Source organism: Paenibacillus sp. OAE614 (genome assembly GCF_040546645.1).
GTDB lineage: Bacteria > Bacillota > Bacilli > Paenibacillales > Paenibacillaceae > Paenibacillus_AQ > Paenibacillus_AQ favisporus.
Window position 1 is genome coordinate 4,269,432 of sequence record NZ_JBEPOD010000001.1, and the last position, 19,512, is coordinate 4,288,943.

Annotated in this window: 21 protein-coding genes; 8 read left to right on the forward strand and 13 right to left on the reverse strand. The window is 55.2% G+C overall.

Annotated features, from left to right (window positions below; translation table 11 throughout):
- Positions 1-64: 64 nt before the first annotated feature.
- Positions 65-883, reverse strand: coding sequence for a carbon-nitrogen family hydrolase (locus ABIE48_RS19530; RefSeq protein WP_192715588.1), 819 nt, complete (start codon positions 881-883; stop codon positions 65-67).
- Positions 884-1,058: 175 nt separating this feature from the next.
- On the opposite strand from ABIE48_RS19530, the gene ABIE48_RS19535 reads away from it, so the two are divergent.
- From ABIE48_RS19535 to mtnB, 7 genes are all read left to right on the forward strand, one after another.
- On the forward strand, positions 1,059-2,270 hold the full coding sequence (locus tag ABIE48_RS19535) for a pyridoxal phosphate-dependent aminotransferase (RefSeq protein ID WP_192715589.1): 1,212 nt from the start codon (positions 1,059-1,061) through the stop codon (positions 2,268-2,270).
- Positions 2,271-2,653: 383 nt separating this feature from the next.
- On the forward strand, positions 2,654-3,757 hold the full coding sequence (gene proB, locus ABIE48_RS19540; protein WP_145023972.1) for a glutamate 5-kinase: 1,104 nt from the start codon (positions 2,654-2,656) through the stop codon (positions 3,755-3,757).
- A gap of 36 nt (positions 3,758-3,793) precedes the next feature.
- Positions 3,794-5,041, forward strand: a complete 1,248-nt coding sequence (locus ABIE48_RS19545) for a glutamate-5-semialdehyde dehydrogenase (protein WP_145023970.1) — start codon at positions 3,794-3,796, stop codon at positions 5,039-5,041.
- Positions 5,042-5,087: 46 nt separating this feature from the next.
- The gene (gene proC, locus ABIE48_RS19550; protein ID WP_397341538.1) at positions 5,088-5,948 is read left to right on the forward strand and encodes a pyrroline-5-carboxylate reductase; all 861 of its coding nucleotides are present in this window, start codon (positions 5,088-5,090) and stop codon (positions 5,946-5,948) included.
- Positions 5,945-7,168, forward strand: coding sequence for a 2,3-diketo-5-methylthiopentyl-1-phosphate enolase (locus tag ABIE48_RS19555; RefSeq protein WP_192715590.1), 1,224 nt, complete (start codon positions 5,945-5,947; stop codon positions 7,166-7,168). The genes proC and ABIE48_RS19555 overlap by 4 nt, the downstream gene beginning before the upstream one ends.
- Positions 7,165-7,839 carry a 2-hydroxy-3-keto-5-methylthiopentenyl-1-phosphate phosphatase gene (locus ABIE48_RS19560; RefSeq protein ID WP_192715591.1) on the forward strand — a complete coding sequence of 225 codons (675 nt, stop codon included), beginning with the start codon at positions 7,165-7,167 and terminating at the stop codon, positions 7,837-7,839. Before ABIE48_RS19555 ends, ABIE48_RS19560 begins: the two co-directional genes overlap by 4 nt.
- A 2-nt stretch (positions 7,840-7,841) precedes the next feature.
- Positions 7,842-8,519, forward strand: a complete 678-nt coding sequence (gene mtnB, locus ABIE48_RS19565) for a methylthioribulose 1-phosphate dehydratase (protein WP_192715592.1) — start codon at positions 7,842-7,844, stop codon at positions 8,517-8,519.
- 100 nt (positions 8,520-8,619) lie between these two features.
- Here mtnB and ABIE48_RS19570 read toward each other — a convergent pair whose 3' ends face one another.
- Both ABIE48_RS19570 and ABIE48_RS19575 read right to left on the reverse strand, forming a co-directional pair.
- Positions 8,620-9,162 (reverse strand): hypothetical protein, encoded by a 543-nt coding sequence (locus tag ABIE48_RS19570; RefSeq protein ID WP_192715593.1) that lies wholly within the window; start codon positions 9,160-9,162, stop codon positions 8,620-8,622.
- A gap of 14 nt (positions 9,163-9,176) precedes the next feature.
- The gene (locus ABIE48_RS19575) at positions 9,177-9,692 is read right to left on the reverse strand and encodes a hypothetical protein (protein WP_192715594.1); all 516 of its coding nucleotides are present in this window, start codon (positions 9,690-9,692) and stop codon (positions 9,177-9,179) included.
- 183 nt (positions 9,693-9,875) lie between these two features.
- Between ABIE48_RS19575 and ABIE48_RS19580 the strand changes: the two genes are divergently transcribed.
- Positions 9,876-10,256 (forward strand): hypothetical protein, encoded by a 381-nt coding sequence (locus ABIE48_RS19580; RefSeq protein WP_192715595.1) that lies wholly within the window; start codon positions 9,876-9,878, stop codon positions 10,254-10,256.
- 136 nt (positions 10,257-10,392) lie between these two features.
- On the opposite strand, the gene ABIE48_RS19585 is transcribed toward ABIE48_RS19580, so the two are convergent.
- The 10 genes from ABIE48_RS19585 to ABIE48_RS19630 form a co-directional block, all read right to left on the reverse strand.
- Positions 10,393-11,304: a phosphotransferase gene (locus tag ABIE48_RS19585; protein WP_192715596.1), complete on the reverse strand. Its 912-nt coding sequence runs from the start codon at positions 11,302-11,304 to the stop codon at positions 10,393-10,395.
- Positions 11,301-11,498, reverse strand: coding sequence for a hypothetical protein (locus tag ABIE48_RS19590; protein WP_192715597.1), 198 nt, complete (start codon positions 11,496-11,498; stop codon positions 11,301-11,303). The genes ABIE48_RS19585 and ABIE48_RS19590 overlap by 4 nt, the downstream gene beginning before the upstream one ends.
- Before the next feature lie 183 nt (positions 11,499-11,681).
- The gene (locus tag ABIE48_RS19595; protein WP_192715598.1) at positions 11,682-12,908 is read right to left on the reverse strand and encodes a hypothetical protein; all 1,227 of its coding nucleotides are present in this window, start codon (positions 12,906-12,908) and stop codon (positions 11,682-11,684) included.
- Between the two features lie 42 nt (positions 12,909-12,950).
- On the reverse strand, positions 12,951-13,406 hold the full coding sequence (locus tag ABIE48_RS19600; protein WP_145023953.1) for a hypothetical protein: 456 nt from the start codon (positions 13,404-13,406) through the stop codon (positions 12,951-12,953).
- Positions 13,403-13,936: an RNA polymerase sigma factor gene (locus ABIE48_RS19605; protein WP_240913289.1), complete on the reverse strand. Its 534-nt coding sequence runs from the start codon at positions 13,934-13,936 to the stop codon at positions 13,403-13,405. The genes ABIE48_RS19600 and ABIE48_RS19605 overlap by 4 nt, the downstream gene beginning before the upstream one ends.
- A gap of 210 nt (positions 13,937-14,146) precedes the next feature.
- On the reverse strand, positions 14,147-15,034 hold the full coding sequence (locus ABIE48_RS19610; RefSeq protein ID WP_192715599.1) for an NAD-dependent epimerase/dehydratase family protein: 888 nt from the start codon (positions 15,032-15,034) through the stop codon (positions 14,147-14,149).
- Positions 15,035-15,320: 286 nt separating this feature from the next.
- A complete protein-coding gene (locus tag ABIE48_RS19615) occupies positions 15,321-16,013 on the reverse strand; it encodes a DnaD domain-containing protein (RefSeq protein WP_145023947.1) in 693 nt (230 codons plus the stop codon).
- A gap of 20 nt (positions 16,014-16,033) precedes the next feature.
- A complete protein-coding gene (gene asnS, locus ABIE48_RS19620) occupies positions 16,034-17,329 on the reverse strand; it encodes an asparagine--tRNA ligase (RefSeq protein ID WP_076170891.1) in 1,296 nt (431 codons plus the stop codon).
- Between the two features lie 44 nt (positions 17,330-17,373).
- Positions 17,374-18,582, reverse strand: coding sequence for an acetate/propionate family kinase (locus ABIE48_RS19625; RefSeq protein ID WP_192715600.1), 1,209 nt, complete (start codon positions 18,580-18,582; stop codon positions 17,374-17,376).
- A complete protein-coding gene (locus ABIE48_RS19630; RefSeq protein WP_076170885.1) occupies positions 18,579-19,451 on the reverse strand; it encodes a 3-hydroxyacyl-CoA dehydrogenase family protein in 873 nt (290 codons plus the stop codon). Before ABIE48_RS19630 ends, ABIE48_RS19625 begins: the two co-directional genes overlap by 4 nt.
- Between the last annotated feature and the right edge of the window lie 61 nt (positions 19,452-19,512).

Genomic DNA, 19,512 nt, shown 5'->3' on the forward strand with positions numbered 1-19,512 from the left:
CCGGGCGGAGAGCCCGGACCTTTTTTTCATGTGCGGTTTCCGGTTTGAAAATTGAGGTTTGAGGTTACGGTTTACGGTAAATATCGGGGCGGCGGTCCTCGAACACCGGAATCCGGCCCCTCACTTCATCGACCAGCCCAAGATCGAGTTCGCCGGTCACGATCTCTTCGCCTTCGCCGCCCTCAGCCACAATCTCGCCCCAGGGGTCGATGATGAGCGAATGGCCGAAAAACTCGGTGCTTCCGCTCACCCCGACGCGGTTGCAGGCGATGACATACATCTGGTTCTCGATCGCCCGGGCCATCAGCAGTGTGCGCCAGTGGTGCAAGCGCGGATGCGGCCATTCAGCAGGCACGATCAGCACCTTTACGCCGTTCAGCGCCTGGGTGCGGGCCAGCTCCGGAAAACGGATGTCGTAGCAGATCGAAGCGCCGGCCTGAAAGCCCTCACGCAATGCAAAGCTGACGATTTCATCGCCAGCCTCAAGATGCTTCTCCTCGTCCATCAGCCGGAACAGGTGAATCTTGGAATATTGGGCCGTTGTGTCACCTTGTTCGTTAAAAACGTACATCGTGTTGTAGATGCCGCCGTCCTTCTTCTCCGCGATGGAGCCGCCAACGATCGTCACCCCGTGCCGCTTGGCAAAAGCCGATAACCATTCCCGGCTCTCCCTGCCATCCGGATCCGCGAGCTCCTGGATCCGCTCCAGCGCGTAACCGGTATTCCACATTTCGGGCAGCACCAGCAGTTCCGGCTTCGGCTCCGCAGACACCGCCTGTTCCAGCAGGTCTTCCATATGGCGGCGGTTCGCCTCCGGCTGGCCGATTTGAATATCGGCCTGTATTAAAGCGGCTCGCAGCACCGCACGTTCAGTTAAAGGCATGATTGGTTCCTCCCCTGGATCATGGCGCGAACGGCTTGATCCGCAAATCTCATTTGTATACCATCATAGTCGCTGCCCATTCCGCGTGCAAGCAGTCATTTCCCTCTATACAGCCCGGATAAATCGTGATAGATTTAAACATATTATTCTCGAGTCCAGACCGGAGTGATTTGATATGCATTCATCAGAGGACAACGCACGTCCGACATCCGCTTTTCCCATCGTCCCCGCCGAAGTGATGACCCAGCTGCCGACCCAGTTTTTCGCTACCCTCGTGCAGAAGGTGAACCGGGAAATCGCCGCTGGGCATGACGTCATCAATCTGGGGCAAGGCAATCCCGATACACCGACGCCGGGACACATCGTGTCCGCGCTGCAGGAGGCGGCAGCCAACCCGCTCTATCATAAATATTCGCCGTTTACCGGCTTTGCCTTTTTAAAGGAAGCGATCGCGAAGCGCTATCTCGAGGATTATGGCGTGGAGCTTGACCCTGAGAAAGAGGTTGCCATTTTGTTCGGCGGCAAAACGGGACTGGTGCAGCTCCCGCAGATTTTGCTCAATCCCGGCGATCTGTGCCTCGTTCCGGATCCGGGATATCCTGATTACTGGTCCGGCGTAGCGCTGGCCAAAGCCGAAATGTCGTTTATGCCGCTGCTGGCGGACAACGCCTTCCTGCCGGATTACGGCCGGATCAGCCCGGCGGACCGGGCACGCGCCAAGCTGATGTTCCTGAATTATCCGAACAATCCGACATCGGCCGTCGCCCCGTTAAGCTTCTATGAGGACACGGTCCGCTTCGCCAGAGAGAACGGCATCGTCGTCGCAAGCGACTTCGCTTACGGGGCCATCGGCTTTGACAGCGAGCGCCCCGTCAGCTTCCTGCAGGCACCGGGCGCCAAGGAAGTCGGCATCGAATTTTACACCCTGTCCAAAACGTACAACATGGCTGGCTGGCGCGTCGGATTTGCGCTGGGCAACAGGGACGTGATTTCGCTCATCAACAACCTGCAGGATCATATCTACGTCAGCCTGTTCGGCGGCATCCAAGCCGCGGCCGCTGCGGCGCTCACCTCCTCTCAGGACTGCGTACAGGAGCTCGTGCAGCGGTATGAATCGCGGAGCAACGCCCTTTTCGACGGTCTCGGCCGCATCGGCTGGACGGCGGAGAAGCCGGGCGGTTCCTTCTTCAGCTGGCTGCCGGTGCCCAATGGCTTTACGTCAGAGTCGTTTGCCGACCTCCTGCTGAATGAAGCCAAGGTGGCCGTTGCTCCCGGCATCGGTTTCGGCCGGCATGGCGAAGGCTACGTCCGCGTCGGGCTGCTGACCTCCGAGGAGAGGCTGCAGGAAGCTGCTGAACGGATCGGACGGCTGAATCTGTTCGTATAACCTTTTGCAAAGACCGCCGCTTCGTGGTATTCTAGGTGAAAATAAAGCGGATGAACCAAAGGAAGCAAATATAGAAACATAATGAAACGCGTTGACGGGACCAGTAAGAACGGACACTCGCGCCCAGAGAGTAAATTCCACCGGCTGAAAGAATTTACCGCGAGCCCTTCCGAAACCTACCCCTGAGCGGCCTGCTTGTGTGCAGGACAGTGCCTTCTGTTACAGGGCCCAAAGCCGGATGATCCAATCATCAATAAAGGTGGTACCGCGGAAGTATAAACTTTCGTCCTTTACTCCAAAGGACGAAAGTTTTTTTGTTGTACCAGAATGTTTTTATGAGGAAAACAGAGCAGTCTTATATTAGAAAAGGAACGTGATATCATATGCCATCTCGAGTCGTCGTCAAAATCGGCAGCAGCTCGCTTACTAGCGTTGAAGGTGGACTGAACCGCGATGCGGTCGCCTTCTTTGCGGGCGAAATTGCAGCACTCATCAAAGCCGGATGCGAAGTGCTGCTTGTCACCTCCGGTGCAGTCGCGGCCGGTTTCCGGGCGATCGGCTACAGCTTCCGGCCCAAGCTTCTGCACGAAAAGCAGGCCGCCGCCTCCGTCGGCCAGGCACTGCTTATGCAGGCATACCAGGAAGCATTCGCCTCGCACGGCATCACCGCCGCGCAAATCCTGCTAACCCGCACCGACTTTTGCAGCCGCAAGCGCATGAACAATGCCAGCATGACCGTCGAGGAGCTGCTGAAGCAGGGGGCGGTCCCCATATTCAACGAGAACGATACCGTTTCGGTTGATGAGCTGAAATTCGGCGACAACGATACGCTGTCGGCGCTCGTCGCCAACCTGGTCAAAGCCCAGCACCTGCTGATCCTGACCGATACGGACGGTCTCTATACGGCCGATCCACGGAATAACCCGAATGCAATCCGGTTTGACCATGTCGGAGAAATTACCGAGGAGATCTACTCCATTGCCGGCGGCGCCGGTTCATCTGTCGGTACGGGCGGCATGCGCTCCAAAGTGGATGCCGCCAAAATCGCCACCCGCGGCGGCGTGCCGGTCTTCGTGGGCCGCGTAACTGAGAACGGCGATCTTCGCAGTGCCATGGAAGGCCACGGCAAAGGAACCTACTTCGACACCGAGCTGCACTCGCTGCCGATGAAGAAGCAGTGGCTCGGGTTCATGTCCACACCGCTAGGCACTCTCTACGTGGACCGGGGAGCTGAGGAAGCGCTCGTTCATGGCGGCCACAGCCTTCTCCCCGTTGGCGTGAAGCAGGTCGAAGGCCAGTTTCATGCCGGCGATGTCGTTGAGGTGCTGAACCTGGAAGGGACGGTCTGCGGCCGCGGCATCGTCAATTATGACGATGAGCAGCTCAGGCGGATTCAGGGCTTGGGCAGCGCTGAAGTGATCCGGATGCTGGATACCGTTCACCGGCTCGAAGTGATTCATAGGGATGAGTGGATTACCTTAAAATAGGTTACTCACATAATAAGGACAAGGAGGCATTTATGTATGAGTGAAGTAAGATCAAAAGCAGAACGCGCCGGCGCTGCCGCCGCCGTATTAAACCGGCTGAGCACCGACGAGAAAAATCAGGCGCTGCTTCGCATGGCCGAGGCACTGCGTCAGAAGCAGGATGAAATTATCGCGGCCAACGCCGAGGATCTTGAGCGCGGCCGCCAACAGGGAACTTCATCCTCGCTCCTCGACCGCCTGGCGCTTAATCCGCAGCGGATCGACGCCATCGCCGCCGGGCTCGAGCAAATCGTCGAGCTCCCCGATCCGGTCGGCGACGAGCTGGAGAATATCGAACGGCCAAACGGGCTCCGCATCCGCAAATACCGCGTACCGCTTGGCGTTATCGGCATCATTTACGAAGCGCGCCCGAACGTGACCGTCGACGCCGCCGGCCTGTGCCTGAAGACAGGCAATGCCGTCGTGCTGCGGGGCGGTTCCTCCGCCCTCTCCTCCAACCGCAAAATCGTCGAGGTGCTCCATGGCGCCCTCGCCACTACCGCCATTCCACCGGAGGCGCTGCAGCTGATCGAGGATCCGAACCGTTCCTCGGTTGACGAGATGCTGAAGCTGAACGGCCTGCTCGACGTCGTCATTCCACGCGGCGGCAGCTCGCTCATCCGCACCGTAGTGGAAAACGCCACCGTGCCGGTTATCGAAACGGGCGCCGGCATTTGCCATACGTATCTGGATGAGACGGCCGATCCCGTGATGGCCGAGGAAATCTCGATCAATGCCAAGGTACAGCGTCCATCGGTCTGCAATTCGATGGAGACACTGATCGTGCATCAGGCGTATGCCAAGGAACATCTCTTGTCACTGGCCGGAACGTTCAAGGAAGCCGGGGTGGAGCTGCGCGGCGACGAAGAAACCCGCAGAATCGTCGACTGGGCTCTCCCGGTCACAGAAGAAGATTATGCAACGGAGTACAGTGATTACATTTTGAACGTAAAAATTGTAGAATCGATAGATGAGGCCATGCAGCACATTGCTGCTTACGGTACCAAGCATTCCGAATGCATCGTTACCGCTGATCAGCGCCATGCCGAACGCTTCCTTCAGGAAGTGGACGCTGCCGCCGTATACCATAACGCTTCCACCCGATTTACGGACGGCTTCGAATTCGGATTTGGCGCAGAGATCGGCATTAGCACGCAAAAGCTGCACGCCCGCGGCCCGATGGGCCTGCCGGCTCTGACTTCCACGAAATACATCATCCATGGAAATGGACAAATTCGCGGGTAATACCGGAGCTCAACAATACCGGCTTGCCGCGCAAGGAGGAATTATAATGAGTCAACAACAGGCCATGATTGCCCAGCCCATTACCTTTTACGGTGCAGGAGCGATGGCGGAAGCCATCGTCAGAGGATTGATCGGAAGATCGGTCGTCAATGCCGGAAGTCTTACCATGCTGAACCGCTCCAACTCGGGGCGGCTCGAAGAGCTTAAGCACCGCTACAATGTCAAAACGAACAATGACCCGGCGGAAACCGCGGAAATTTTGCGTGAATCTCCGATTATCGTGCTCGCTATCAAACCGAAGGATGCGGCTAACGTGCTGCGCAAACTCGGTCCGCTGCTCTCCGATAACACGCTGATCGTATCCGTCATCGCAGGTCTCACCATCCGCACGATCCAGGATCTGCTCGGACGCAAGCAGCCCGTCGCCCGCACGATGCCGAACACCTCCAGCTCCATCGGCCTCGGTGCAACCGGCGTCTCCTTCTCCAAGGAAATCAACGACCAGGACCGCCAGACGGTCATGACGCTGTTCCAGGCCGTAGGTACGGTAACGGTCGTGGACGAAGACAAACTAGAAATTCTGACCGGCATCTCGGGCAGCGGCCCCGCTTATATCTATTACATGATGGAAGCGATGATGGCTGCCGGCATCCGCGGCGGCCTGACGCCGCAGCAATGCAAGGAGCTTACGGTGCAGACGGTTCTTGGCGCCGCACGGATGGTGCAGCAGACCGGCGAGGAGCCTGCCGCCCTCCGGGCGAAGGTGACATCGCCGAACGGCTCCACCCAAGCGGCACTGGAGACGCTTGACAAAGGCGATTTCTTCGAGACGGTGATCGCCGCCGTGAACCGCTGCGCGGAACGCTCCCGGGAAATGGGGGCCGCGCTGAAGGAGGGAATTTCATGAGCCGCTGCACAGCCACGTACCGGCTGTATGACGACAAGGCCGACTTTCGTAAAAAGGCCGAGTCGATCGCTGTCGGCATGACCGTCGGCAGCTGGACCGAGCTTCCCCAAGCGAAGCGGGAATCGATGCAAAAGCATCTAGGCGAAGTGCTCCAGGTGGACGTTCACGAGCCAGTAGGCGCCGCACCCGGTGAGCGGTACGCCGACGTCACCATCGCGTACCCGGACATCAACTTCAGCCGCGACATTCCGGCCCTGCTTGTCACCGTTTTCGGCAAAATCTCGATGGACGGCAAAATCAAGCTGAACCGCCTCGGCTTTTCAGATCATTTCGTGCAGGGTTTCCCGGGCCCCAAATTCGGCATCGCGGGCATTCGGGACATTCTCGGCGTCCATGACCGGCCGCTTCTGATGAGCATTTTCAAGTCCGTCATCGGCCTGAATGCGGACGAGCTGCGCGAGCAGTTTCTGAGACAAGCCCTCGGGGGAGTCGACCTGATTAAAGACGACGAGATCCTGTTCGAGAACGAATTGACGCCGATCGAAAAGCGCGTGGAAGTATGCCTGAAGGCTGCGGAAGCGGCACAGAAGGAAACAGGCAAGAAGCTGCTGTATGCGGCCAATTTGACCGGACCGACGTCCAGTTTGAAGAGCCAGGCGAAGAAGGCAATCGGTGCCGGCGCGAACGCGTTGCTGTTCAATGTCTTGTCCTACGGCTACGACGTGCTGCATGAACTGAGCAGCGATCCGGAGATCAACGTTCCGATCGCCGCGCATCCGGCCCTCGCGGGAGCCTTCTACCCGTCGCCGTATTATGGTATCTCTGCCTCGGTGCTGCTCGGCCAGCTTATGCGGCTCACCGGCGCGGATCTGGTGCTCTTCCCTTCCCCTTACGGATCCGTGACGATGCCTAAGGCGGAAAACATGGCGATCCGTGACGAGCTGATCAGCCGGGAACTGCCAATGAAGGCCAGCATGCCGGTGCCTTCGGCGGGGATCCACCCCGGACTCGTGCCGCTCATCCTGCGGGATTTCGGAACCGACGTGGTCGTGAACGCCGGGGGCGGCATTCACGGCCATCCGATGGGTACGGAGGCCGGCGGACGAGCATTTGTGCAGGCGATTGCTGCGGCGCAGCAGTCCATTCCGCTCGCCCAGTATGCCGAAGACGGCCATCCTGAACTGAAGGCCGCCCTGGACGCCTGGGGAGGCGAACGATGACAGCCAAGAAACGCGTAATCTTTTGCGATTTTGACGGCACGATCACACTGTCGGATAACATCGTGGCGATCATGAAGCATTTTGACCCGGCCGGGTACAAGCCGATCATGGAAGATACAGTCAGCCAGAAGATCACCCTGCGCGAAGGCGTCGGCGCCATGTTCGCATTGCTGCCTTCTTCGATGAAGGACGAAATTGTCAGCTACGTCTTGGACCGGGCGGGCATTCGAGACGGCTTCCGTGAATTTCTGGACTATGCCAAAGAGGAAAATATCGGCTTTTACGTGACCAGCGGCGGCATGGACTTTTTTATCGATCCGCTCCTCGAGCCGTTCGGGATTCCGTCCGACCATATTTTCTGCAACAGCGCCGATTTCAGCGGAGAGCGGATCGAGATCCTCTGGCCGCACCCTTGCCAGGATCCCTGCCATAACGGCTGCGGGATGTGCAAAACGACGGTCATGCGCCGGTTCCCGGAAGACGAATACGAGCGGATTCTGATCGGCGACAGCCTGACCGACTTCGAAGGTGCCAAAATCGCCGACCTCGTCTACTCCCGCTCCATCCTGACGGACAAATGCGCGGAGCTTGGCGTGAAGCATGTTCCTTTTGAAACCTTTTTTGACATTATCGAGGACATGAAGAAGAAACAACGACAAGGAGTGCTGTAGACATGACCTTTGCCGGCATTAGCCTGGAGCATAAGCAGCAGGTTCTCGGAGAGTTGAGCCTGATCAAACAGCAGATTGCCGCGAAGAACTGGTTTCCGGGGACCAGCGGCAATCTTTCGATGCGGGTGGGCGAATTTGACCCGGAAGCCTTTTATTTCGCCATTACGGCGAGCGGAAAAGACAAGTCGCTGACGACGCCGGAAGACTTTTTGTTTGTGGACAAAAGCGGCCGGGCGGTGGAAACGACCTCGCTGAAGCCCAGCGCGGAGACGCAAATCCACTGCGAAATATACCGTCTCACCGGCTGCGGCGCCGTGTTCCATGTGCATACGATCTTTAACAACCTGATCAGCGAATGGTTCGGGGAGGCCGGAGTCGTGCCGGCTCAGGGCATCGAGTTGATTAAAGCTTTCAACATTTGGGAAGAGAATGCGCCGATTTCCATCCCTGTGCTTCCGAACTATGCGGATATTCCCCGCATTGCCGAACTCGTGGAGGGCGTGCTGAACCCGGCCGTACCGGGAATCCTGCTGCGCAACCACGGCATTTATGCCTGGGGCAAAAACGCGTTTGAAGCGAAAAAGCATCTGGAGGCGTTTGAATTCATTTTTGAATATTTGTACCGCAGCATGCTTCTTCAGAACAGTGCCGCCCCGCTTACGCTGGATGGCCGGCGTTAAGCAACCGCGGAAGCAGCCTTGCTGCTCTTGATGAAAAGAGTAAAAAATCCTTATTCCATACCGGATCTGCCGGCGTCGGAGTAAGGATTTTTTTGTCCGTCTAAATACCCGATTCGATTGTTTTGAAAAGGATGGTATAGGCGTTCTCCCGATTTGAGAAAGGGTCGTTATGTTCGTCCAAGACCAAGGAAAATGTTTTATTCTGCTCTCCCTTCTTCACATAACCTAACGCAAATTCATTGGATTCGGAAGTATTCTTCCGGAGCAAGCCCTTTCCGCACAAAAGAGGATCCGGTATATTCGAAGATTGGATAAAAAAGATCGGAACGCCGTCCTCTAAGTTCAGTTCATTTTTTTCCATGAGAGCTTCAAAATGAGACACATGCTTCTTCATGATAAAAACGGCATCATAGCGGGTTAAATTCGCGGTACCTTTCTCCAGATCTGCTTTATTTAAGGTTACAAAGGTAACGTTGTTCTCCCTTACGGAAGGCGCCCCTCCAACCACTCCGATCGTTAAGCTTCTGCCCTTATACTCAGGCATGCTGTAAGATTGGGGGATGGAAGCACATCCGGTAAGCAACAGTAGAAGCACTAACAGCGAGCAGCTGATGATTTTCAGGACATGTTCCTCCTTATTCAATACGGTATAACCATCTATAGCCCGGTTTCGATCTGCCTGAAAATATCAGAGTAAGCGCTTTTGACATTCGTCTCGTTTTTGGTGTCGTTATACAAACCGGTGCCAAACTGGTGCCGTGTCCCTCCGTCGTATCCAAGTACGAAGAAACCGGGCCCCATGTCAGGCCAATCCTCGTAAGAAATCGTAGCATCTATATAGGTGGCAAGGATTTTGGAAGATTCGAAGAAAAAAAACGGAATTCCAGCAAGTTTATATATTTTGGCGTACTGCGGCGATGCGGCTGTCGGCAGCTCCTCTTTCATGATAAAAACGGCGTCGTATGCGGATAAGAACGAATCTCCTTTTTCTAAATCGTCAAACGTGATTTGCTTAAAAGTAACATTACTCTCCCGTACCATCGGAATATCACCAATCACCCCGATCATCAAGCTTCGGCCTTGATACAGCGGTGAGCTGAACGTATCCCTTTCTGGACTGCAGCCTGCTAACACCAACACCGTCAGCAGGATCGCGGGCAATATAAATTTCAATAGAGCGCCCCCTTCAAACGATCTGTACGTCATTCTCTTTGTATAAAACGCTTTAAGTGAGAGGAAAGTAACGCCTGATTTGTATATGTAGGCCTGTCAAGTCATCGAAGATCCAGGCTATAATGGGAATTAGGAAAATTCTGGAACAGTGACTTCATTTGATAAATTAAAGGAGGATATAAAATGTTGAAAACATGGTTTATCGGTGCGTCGGGAGCCTTGGTTCTGCTATCCGTTCTGCTGTGGCTCATCCTTCAGACCCATCTTCTATACCCGGCTTTGCCACTACAAGGAGTCGACAAAAAGACGGCATGGAATCAGGGCATGCAGTCCGGCGATACGCCTGCAGTCCTGCTGTCAGATGAAAAAAATACTTGGTATATCAGCCGGCTCAATTCGCAGCAGAATGGTGAGCGCATCATTTCCATGCTGGAGAAACAGGGGTGGGACTATAAGGAGCATGAAGGGAGCGGCTATTTTTTTACGAAAGGAGACCGCACCCTCATCGCCACTACCCAAAGATGGGGCAGCCAGTTTGAGCTAACCAAAATCCCTGGCGATTAAGCCTTGCTTACTGCCTTAGCATTCGGACAGCTGTCACCATCATTCTTAACAGGTTGGGGGGCGCTTTTCAAAAAAGTTTCAATCCGTTCCCGTTGGACCACGACCATACGCTCCCCGCGGATCATTATCGGCCGTTTCAATCACCGGACAGAGCCCGGCGAATACTAGCCCGCGCTTCTTCCGCCACCCCGGCATCCTGGATTTGAACCGCCTGAGCCAAAAGGAGCATCGGAATAAACACGCCGATCAGCCTGGCCAGCAGCCTGGTTTCCTCATCCACTTCGCCATACTGTTCGAAGAACAGCTGCCTCTCTGCCGGGCCCAAAAAGCTGTAAGCGATATTGAGATCGCAGCCCGGATGGCCGACATTCAGATCTCCCCAGTCGATCACGCCGCTGATTTGTCCACGCTCGTCTGCCAGCATATTTTTAAAGTGCAGATCGCCATGGAGCATTACTTCCTGCGGGATAATCCGGTCCACGGTAACACGGTGGTACAAATATTTCTGGATGGCATCATGCTCCTCCCTTGGCAGATGAGGCTTCAGGCTGGACAGGATGTCTACCATTTTCGTTTTGCGTGAAATTACGTCCGTCAGGTTCCGGTGGTCTTCCGAAGCCCCGGCTTCCCTGGCCGTTCCCACAGGAAACGAATGAAGTTTACGCAGAAAGCTTCCTAAGGAGGCCGCCGATAAACGCCGCTGTTCATCGGTCAGTCCAACGGGAAACGTTCCGGGAATATAGGTGTAACCCAGAAACGGAAATGGATATGCTTTGCTTTCCTGTCCGTAGAACACCGGTTTGGGATAGGGAAGCGCAATGTAATCGCGAAGGAGCGGCAGCAGCCTCCCTTCTGTGCGCAGAAATTCAACCGCGATGCTTCTTCTTGGAAAACGGAACGTATAGCGGTCTCCCACCCGATAAACGGCGTTGTCCCAGCCTTCACCAATCCGCCTGATCCGAAGTCCGGCCAGATCTGGGAACTGGCTTTCGATCAGCTCGCAGACCAAAGCGTCCGTGATGTGAATATCGGCATCCCACTGGTTCACAAGTACGGCTGCACCTCCATTTTAACCATGTCCGGAGATCGTATCGGACCTTCCACGACGTTGATCGTCATTCCTGATTCCGACCCGGATTCATGCCATTGTTCACTCATCAGGATTTTGGACATCATCAGTTCGCGGCTTCCGTACACACCGATTTCCTTTCCGACCTCTTGGTCAAAAGCATATACTTTCACCCGTTCCACTCCTTTCCCTTTCACAGGACAAAAAATCGAGCATGGGCTATCATAACATTTCTTGAATCCCAGGCGCAATCCATCCGGCAAAGTTTTTCTCTCCATAGCCTCATAAAAAAAAAACAGCCTGACTCAAGTCAGGCTGCATGAAGGGCCGAACAATATCTTAGAGTGAATATCCGTTTAAAAATCCCCGTGGCTTCTCTCCCGACCGCTCGGTTTGGGCCCGGTCAACAGCCGGATGCCTACGCCGATCAGCAGCAGGGCCACGATGGCTGTTTTCAAGTAATGCGAAATCCGGTAATCGATATGGAACTCGGGAAACCGCGCTTCAAGCTCGGGAATGATCAGGCTCGTGGCGATATAGTACACGCCGAGTGCCATTAGGCCAATGCCAAGCCACTTCTGGTGCAGCTTGATGCCTTCAATGACAGGCCGGTCAATCAGGCGCTCCCGCCCGTATCGGCTCGTCTGCTGCAGCCCGTCGAAGAAGGCGTAGAACCAGATGAGCGGAATGAGAAACATGAACAGGGACAGACGCAGCAAATCCAAAATGTAGACGCTCCCCAGGAAAATCACCATCAGCTGCAGCCCTCTTTTTTGCAGGCCCAAATACATATGTCCGGCTCCCGGGAAAGCAGACAACAGCGTAGCGAGCACTTTGCTGCGGCGTCCTTCCGCCCGGCCGGCCTCCATCTCGTCGAACAGGGTGCGGTCCTCAACCCGTTCGCCGGCCTGCTTGCGGTGGATCAGCTGCACGGCGTCAAACATGCAGTACAGCCAGATGATCGGCAGGATGCCGAGGAACAGCATAAAGAACGCATGGCTGGTCAGGCCGGTCAGGAAGAACATGACGGTCCCCAGCCCAAAAAAGGCGATCAGAAACGACAGGCCCCGCTGCATCAATCCCATATGAAGATGTCCAAGCCCTGGAATAAAGGAGAGCAGAATCGTAAAGAAGCGCTCGTTCTCCGGGCTGGGCTGCGGATAAGGAGGGTACGGCTGCTGCGCATACATTCCTTCCTGGGCAAATTCGGGTCCATTCCCCGGAAACCCAGGCTGCCCCTGCCCGCTATATCCTCCCGGATAAGGAACGGCCCCCGGTTCCCAATGCGGAGGATAAGGCTGCGGCGGATACCCGGGTTGCGGAGCAGGCATGCGCACCAGATACACGATCAGGTCCAGCATGCAGATCCCCCATAGTATACCCGCACACAGCAGGGTAAAAGCAAAAAACATGCCGCCTTCACCCAGTGCGATCGCCACCATTACTCCAAACAAAATGCCTCCAAAAAACAGCATAGGGTAAATAACCCCTCTCAGCTTCCGTCCCATGTAATAGTGGCCGAGGCCCGGGATGAAATTGAGAATAAAAGCAGCCATCTTACTGCGTTGTGGATACAAAGTCATCGTTCCTTTCCTTGATTCTGAATGGTCATCTATTCCCTCTTTTTATGGCTTCAGACGGTCCAGCCAGCCTGTCGTCACATGAACGAGCTTTTCACCATACGTCGGCTGGCCGCCCGTCCCTGCCTTTTGCAGCGTTTCCGGGCCCAGCTTGTCGAACCATCCGGTCGACAGGAATACGAGCGTAATGCAGGCCGCCACGGCGTAATGGAACATGCGATGTTCGTACCACCGCCGGCGCCAATTTTCGTTTGCTCCGCGCTCCGCATCCTTATCTTCGGAAGGAAGAGCATCCATGACGTTGTCGATGAACCGCTGCTCATATTCGAGACCGGGCAGCTTCGGTCCCAGATCATTCATGACCTGCATGTATGCCGCCAGGGCCGAATCGTCCTCCAGCAGCAGCGACTCCAGCGAATCCGCTTTTTCCGGGGGGCAAGCCCCCTGAATGTACTCCACCCAGTCCTGCGTCACCGGCTGGGAGCGTCCTTTGTGACTCATTTCCACTCCTCCTCCTTCCAATGGGTGCGGACCCAGCTTCTCGCCCGGTACAGCCTGGATTCCACCGTTTTGACGGCAATTCCCTGCTCCTTGGCGATCTGCTCGTAATTTTTTTCCTGAATATAAAAATGAATCAAAATTTCGCGGTGCTGCTGCGGCAGGCGATGTAACCTCCGCTCCAGCGTCTCCTTTTTCTCCTTCTTGACCAGCTGGGCCAGCAGATCCGCTTCGCCGGATGGCCACTGGTTCAGCTGCTCTGCATCCGCAAGCTGGTCTTCCCTGCGCCTTCCCAGCTTTCTTTTAGCATCGATAGCTTTATGTAAAGCAATGCGGGTCAACCACGTCTTGAATCCTTGGGACCGGTATTCGGAGAGAGATTTATACACTTGTATAAAGGCTTCCTGGGCTGCGTCCTCGGCTTCCTTGGCATCTTTCAGCACCGAGTAGGCCGTATGGAACACATGCTGTCCGTAACGCTCCACGAGCGTGCGGAACGCGCTTTGGTCGCCATCACGAATTTGCTCGATCAATGCTTCCTCGTCAATAACTCTCTCCTCCTTCCCGTATCTATAGACGCCAGCCCTCCGGGTTAACCCTGCATGTTTTTCAAAAAAAATTCGTGCCAATATCATCCAAAAGAAAAACAGCCCCTCCCCGAAGGAAGAGGCTGCCCTAAATTGCCGGTTGAATGAATCCGTGCCTGGCTGCCCCAGGCCAGCTGAAGCGCCGCAAATGATTTTCTAAACATTCTCCTGCTGCGATAGCTGCTTGATCAAAGCCGGAACCCACGAGCGGATCGCTTTAAACGAATATCCCAGCCGCTCCGCCTTGGAGGTATCCATCGTCCAGGACTCCGGTACGCCAAAAGGGGAAGCATTTTCTTTTGCCGACTCCCGCTGGATGATAGCTTTGCGTCCCGTTTCCTTCTCGATCCAGCCGATGATGTCCGACAGTTTGACATCCCCCTGTGAGCAGGCATTAATTGGCCCCTCCACACGCTGGGTTCTCAGCCAGCTCAGGAAAGAGGCGGCCTCTTCAGAATCGATCAACGCTAACTTGGCGCTCAGATTCGGCATGCCGATCGGCGTACCGCTTTGGATCCGCCGGATATGGAATTCAAGCCGCTCCGTGTAATCATCCTCCCCCAGCACGATCGGAAAGCGGACGGCGCATACCGGGAAGTCGGCCTTTTGGAAAAAGACAGCCTCGGCGAGCCGCTTGCCTTCCGCATAGGAGAAATCATCCTTGCCTCCCATCGTGATCGGATAAATGTACGGATTGACGTCCTTCTCCTGATTCCGGTGCGAAGAAGGATCGTACACCGACAGAGACGAGGTAAGTATGTATCTTTTGACTTTTCCCTGAAATACGTCACAGGCATCCTGGGCCGCTTGAGGGGAGTAGCAGATGTTGTCATATACGACCTCCCACACCCTGCCGTCTGCCACGGCCTGGGCCAGAGATTCCTTATTCTCACGATCCAGCACCAGCCGCTCTACCCTGTCGCCAAAGGGATCCGGCGTGTTTCCTCTTGTCGCGATGGTGACTTCATGCCCATCCTCCAGCAGCCGCTCAACAAGCCGTTTGCCGAAAAAACGGGTACCGCCAAGGATCAGTATGTTCTTCATGGATATCCTCCTTTAACGTATAAAAAGCTTACAGACCCAGCTTCTTGAACACTATGAAATATTGTACCATACTCCTGCCTGCCGATCATGTTCCTGCCGCCCGCCGATCCGCCTTTTTTATATGGAAACGTCCATCGAACCGGCGCATATCCAGACGGAAACCAAACCGCTTCCAAGCAGCAGCTGTCCTTACCTGATTCAAACACACGGCTAATCGTTCTGTTCAGACGCTAAAAAAGCGTACCCTTCCGTTTAAACGGAAAGGCACGCTTTCAACTCTCTGATGTCAGGCTCTGCCGCCGCCGCGGAACTTCTGCGTATAGGCTCTGGCGTCCTCGGCATTACGCACCCGGTTGCGGCTCCATTCCAGCAGGATCCGGTCTATGTACCGAAAATGGACCTTACCGGCAAAGACCGCCTCCTTCAGCGCCATGCGGATGAGCTCTTCAGGGTAACGGTCCTGGTCCATCCAACCCGAAATCGTTTCGCATTCCATCGGTGAGAGAGGACGGCCGAATTCCTTTTCGAAAACGGTAAACATATTGCTGCTGTCCGTCTCCGGCTTGGCCGCCTTCTTCGTCCGTCTATTCGCAGCCTGGGTCCGCTGCTTCTCCTCGCTCGCCAGGCACAGGCTCAGCTGATGATAAAGGCCGGACAAGTTGTACCGTTCATATTGAATGCCGCGCAGCTCGTCCAGCTCCTCATCGATGGCGATGAACCCTGCCCTCATCAGCTTCTGCAGCGACTCCGCAATCGACTGGGCGCCGGATCCCGTAACCTCCTCCAGCTCCTCCATCGTCGGAAAGTCCTTCTGCTCGACCTGCTTGAACGCGATCAGGTGAACGAGCAGCATCGCTTCGCTATCCGTCAGCTTCAGCTTGCGGTAATGGCGAAGCAGCACATACGGAATGACCGCCATGCCTGCCCCGAGTCCGGATGATGCTCCCTCGGCCCATGTCTTCCAACCTGCATTGTCCATGAGCTCCACCTCTTCCGGCATTATGGGTACAAGCGGTACAGCGTCCGCGGGAACGGAATCGTCTCGCGAACATGATCCAGCCCACAAATCCAGGCTACCGTCCGTTCCAGTCCGAGACCAAATCCGGAATGCGGCACAGTCCCGTATTTACGCAGGTCCAGGTACCATTGGTAGGCGTCCGTGGACAGCTCATGCTCCTTGAAGCGTTCCTCCAGCAGCTCCGGATCGTCGATCCGCTGCGAGCCGCCGATAATTTCGCCATATCCTTCCGGAGCGATCATGTCAGCACACAGCACGACGTCCGGACGGTTCGGATCCGGCTTCATATAGAACGCCTTGATGCCGACCGGATAGTGCGTAATGAACACCGGCTTGTCATAGTTTTCGGCAATCGCCGTTTCATGCGGAGCGCCGAAATCCTCGCCCCAAGGGATATCGAAGCCTTGTCCATGCAAAAATTCGATCGCTTCATCGTACGTGATGCGCGGGAACGGCGCCTGGATGTTCTCCAGCTTGGATACATCGCGTCCTACCGCTTCCAGCTCTGCCCGGCAGTTTTTGACGACGGACTGCACCACATGCGTAATGAACTGCTCCTGCACACGGAGGCTCTCTTCGTGATCCGTAAATGCCATTTCCGGCTCGATCATCCAGAACTCGATCAAATGGCGGCGGGTTTTGGACTTCTCGGCACGGAAAGTCGGTCCGAACGAATACACCTTACCGAGGGCCATCGCCGCGGCTTCCATGTACAGCTGACCGCTCTGCGTGAGATAGGCGTCCTCCTCGAAGTATTTCGTATGGAACAGGTTCGTTGTCCCTTCGGCCGACGTCGGCGTCAAGATCGGCGGGTCCACCAGGGTGAAGCCGTTCTGGTCGAAGAACTCCTGCACAGCGCGGATAATTTCGGCGCGGATCACCAGGATCGCCCGCTGCTTGGACGATCTGAGCCACAGGTGGCGGTGATCCATCAAGAAGTCGACGCCATGCTCTTTCGGCGTAATCGGATAGTTCTCCGTCAGATGAATGATTTCCACATCCGTTACCGTCATTTCATAACCGGACGGGCTGCGCGGTTCTTCGCGCACGACGCCTGTGACATACAGGGAGCTCTCCTGCGTCAAGCTTTTCGCGTCTTCCCACACTTTATCGGTGACTTCGCTCTTGACGACGACGCCCTGGATGTATCCGGTGCCGTCGCGCAGCTGCAAAAATTGAATTTTACCGCTGGACCGCTTATTGTTGATCCAGCTGCCAATCGTGACGGTTTCACCCACGTGTTTGCTTACGTCACGAATTACACATTTGGTGGCCATGCCTCAATCTCTCCCTTAACTTTACTTGCCTGTATCCCTTCAGCCTAGGCGTTCAAGGATTGAACGATCCGGTTGGTATCGCGGGCGATCACCAGTTCCTCGTTCGTCGGAACGACCAGCACTTCCACCTTGGAGTTCTTGGAAGAAATGCGGCGCGGTTCGCCGGAACGGACGGCGTTCAGTTCTTCGTCCAATTCCACGCCCAGGTAAGTCAAATTTTCGCATACTTTTTTACGCAAAACAACCGAATTCTCACCGACGCCCGCCGTGAAGACGATCACGTTCACGCCGTTCAGCGCGGCTGCGTATGAACCGATGTACTTGCGCAGACGGTATTCGTACATGTCAAAGGCCAGCTTGGAATGGGCATCGCCCTTCTCCATCCCTTCGGTAATTTCGCGCATGTCGCTGCTGATGCCGGAGATGGCCAATAGACCGCTGTGCTTGTTCAGCATGGAGTTCACTTCGTTGACCGTCAGCTCTTCCTTGTTCATCACGTAAGGAACGATCGCCGGATCCAGGTCACCACTCCGTGTACCCATCATTAAGCCTTCGAGCGGCGTCATGCCCATGGACGTATCAACAGATTTTCCGCCATCCACGGCGGTTAGGCTGGCCCCATTCCCGATGTGGCAGGTAATGATCTTCAGATCTTCCAGCTGCCGGCCCAGGTACTCCGCTGCAGCTTTGCTGACAAAATCATGCGAGGTGCCATGCATACCGTAACGTCTGACTTTGTATTTGTTGTACAGCACTCTCGGAATGGCATACAGATAAGCCGTCTCCGGCATGGTTTGATGGAAGGCGGTATCAAACACGACAACCTGCGGAACGCCAGGCATATTCGCCTCCGTTGCTTTGATCCCCAGCATGGATGCAGGGTTATGAAGCGGCGCCAGATCAAACAGCTGGCGGATTTTAGACTTGGCTTCCGCATCCACCAGAGCGGATTCCTTGAAGAATTCTCCCCCGTGCACGACCCGGTGGCCGACCGCCTGGATTTCATCCACGGATTCGATCACGCCGTTCTCTTTATCCGTCAGCAGGGCAAGCACTTTGCGGATCGCCGTCGTATGCTCTAGAATTTCGCTGACCTCAGTCACGTCCGGGCGGCCGGTAGGTTTATGGGTAACGATGGATGAGTCCATGCCGATCCGTTCTACGAGTCCTTTTGCAAGTACGCTTTCGTCTGTCATATCATACAACTGGTATTTCAGCGAAGAGCTGCCAGCATTGATCACCAAAATTTTCATACGCGGTCACCATCCTTGTCATACTTGAAGAAGCCTACTCCCGTTTTCACGCCCAAATGCCCGGCACGAACCATTTTCTTCAGCACGATGGACGGGCGGTATTTCAGTTCGCCGAACTCGCGGAACATGCGCTCCAGAGCGGCAAGAACCGAATCCAGACCGAAGCGGTCCGCCATTTCGAGCGGTCCGTGCTGGAACGAATAGCCGATCCGCATGGCATCGTCAATATCTTCCGCGGAGGCGACGCCTTCCTGCAGGATATGCAGCGCTTCGTTAATCATCAGGCAGATCATGCGGCTCGTCACAAAGCCTGGGGACTCATATACCATGATCCCTTTCTTGTCCACGACTTCCTCCACAAAACGCTTCGTTTCCCCGAACGTGGAATCAGACGTCTTCAGGCCGCGGATAATTTCCACGAGGTCAACCTTGCTGACAGGATGGATAAAGTGCAGGCCGATGACACGCTCCGGATACATCGTCGTGCTCGCAAGCTCCGTTAAGCTGAGCGTAGAAGTATTGCTGGCGAGAATAATATGATTAGGACACACTTGATCCAGCTGGGCAAATACTTCCTTCTTCGCTTCGAGATCCTCCGAAATGGTCTCAATAACCATATCGCAGCTTCCCAACTCGGCAAAATGGACCACCTTTTGGATTCGGCCCAAAATGAGCTTTTTCTCCGCCTGAGTGATCGCCCATTTTTCAAGCTGCTTATCGAGACTCGTTTCGATCATGCTGTACGAATAATCGAGCTTCTCCGGCGTTTTCTCGACCAGCAGAACGTCCAAGCCTCTGGCGGCCAGCATTTCGGCTATGCCTTGGCCCATCGTCCCCCCACCGATAACACCAATTTTTTTAAAGTACATGTTTCTGCTCCACCTTCCATGGTCTTCTATATTTATTGTACCCTTCTTGTCGAAAAATACA

Excerpts from the sequence above, each read along its gene's own strand:
- ABIE48_RS19530 (WP_192715588.1), bottom strand. The coding sequence starts at position 883 with ATGCCTTTAACTGAACGTGCGGTGCTGCGAGCCGCTTTAATACAGGCC.
- ABIE48_RS19535 (WP_192715589.1), top strand. The coding sequence starts at position 1,059 with ATGCATTCATCAGAGGACAACGCACGTCCGACATCCGCTTTTCCCATC.
- proB (WP_145023972.1), top strand. The coding sequence starts at position 2,654 with ATGCCATCTCGAGTCGTCGTCAAAATCGGCAGCAGCTCGCTTACTAGC.
- ABIE48_RS19545 (WP_145023970.1), top strand. The coding sequence starts at position 3,794 with ATGAGTGAAGTAAGATCAAAAGCAGAACGCGCCGGCGCTGCCGCCGCC.
- proC (WP_397341538.1), top strand. The coding sequence starts at position 5,088 with ATGAGTCAACAACAGGCCATGATTGCCCAGCCCATTACCTTTTACGGT.
- ABIE48_RS19555 (WP_192715590.1), top strand. The coding sequence starts at position 5,945 with ATGAGCCGCTGCACAGCCACGTACCGGCTGTATGACGACAAGGCCGAC.
- ABIE48_RS19560 (WP_192715591.1), top strand. The coding sequence starts at position 7,165 with ATGACAGCCAAGAAACGCGTAATCTTTTGCGATTTTGACGGCACGATC.
- mtnB (WP_192715592.1), top strand. The coding sequence starts at position 7,842 with ATGACCTTTGCCGGCATTAGCCTGGAGCATAAGCAGCAGGTTCTCGGA.
- ABIE48_RS19580 (WP_192715595.1), top strand. The coding sequence starts at position 9,876 with ATGTTGAAAACATGGTTTATCGGTGCGTCGGGAGCCTTGGTTCTGCTA.
- ABIE48_RS19595 (WP_192715598.1), bottom strand. The coding sequence starts at position 12,908 with ATGACTTTGTATCCACAACGCAGTAAGATGGCTGCTTTTATTCTCAAT.
- ABIE48_RS19600 (WP_145023953.1), bottom strand. The coding sequence starts at position 13,406 with ATGAGTCACAAAGGACGCTCCCAGCCGGTGACGCAGGACTGGGTGGAG.
- ABIE48_RS19610 (WP_192715599.1), bottom strand. The coding sequence starts at position 15,034 with ATGAAGAACATACTGATCCTTGGCGGTACCCGTTTTTTCGGCAAACGG.
- ABIE48_RS19615 (WP_145023947.1), bottom strand. The coding sequence starts at position 16,013 with ATGGACAATGCAGGTTGGAAGACATGGGCCGAGGGAGCATCATCCGGA.
- asnS (WP_076170891.1), bottom strand. The coding sequence starts at position 17,329 with ATGGCCACCAAATGTGTAATTCGTGACGTAAGCAAACACGTGGGTGAA.
- ABIE48_RS19625 (WP_192715600.1), bottom strand. The coding sequence starts at position 18,582 with ATGAAAATTTTGGTGATCAATGCTGGCAGCTCTTCGCTGAAATACCAG.
- ABIE48_RS19630 (WP_076170885.1), bottom strand. The coding sequence starts at position 19,451 with ATGTACTTTAAAAAAATTGGTGTTATCGGTGGGGGGACGATGGGCCAA.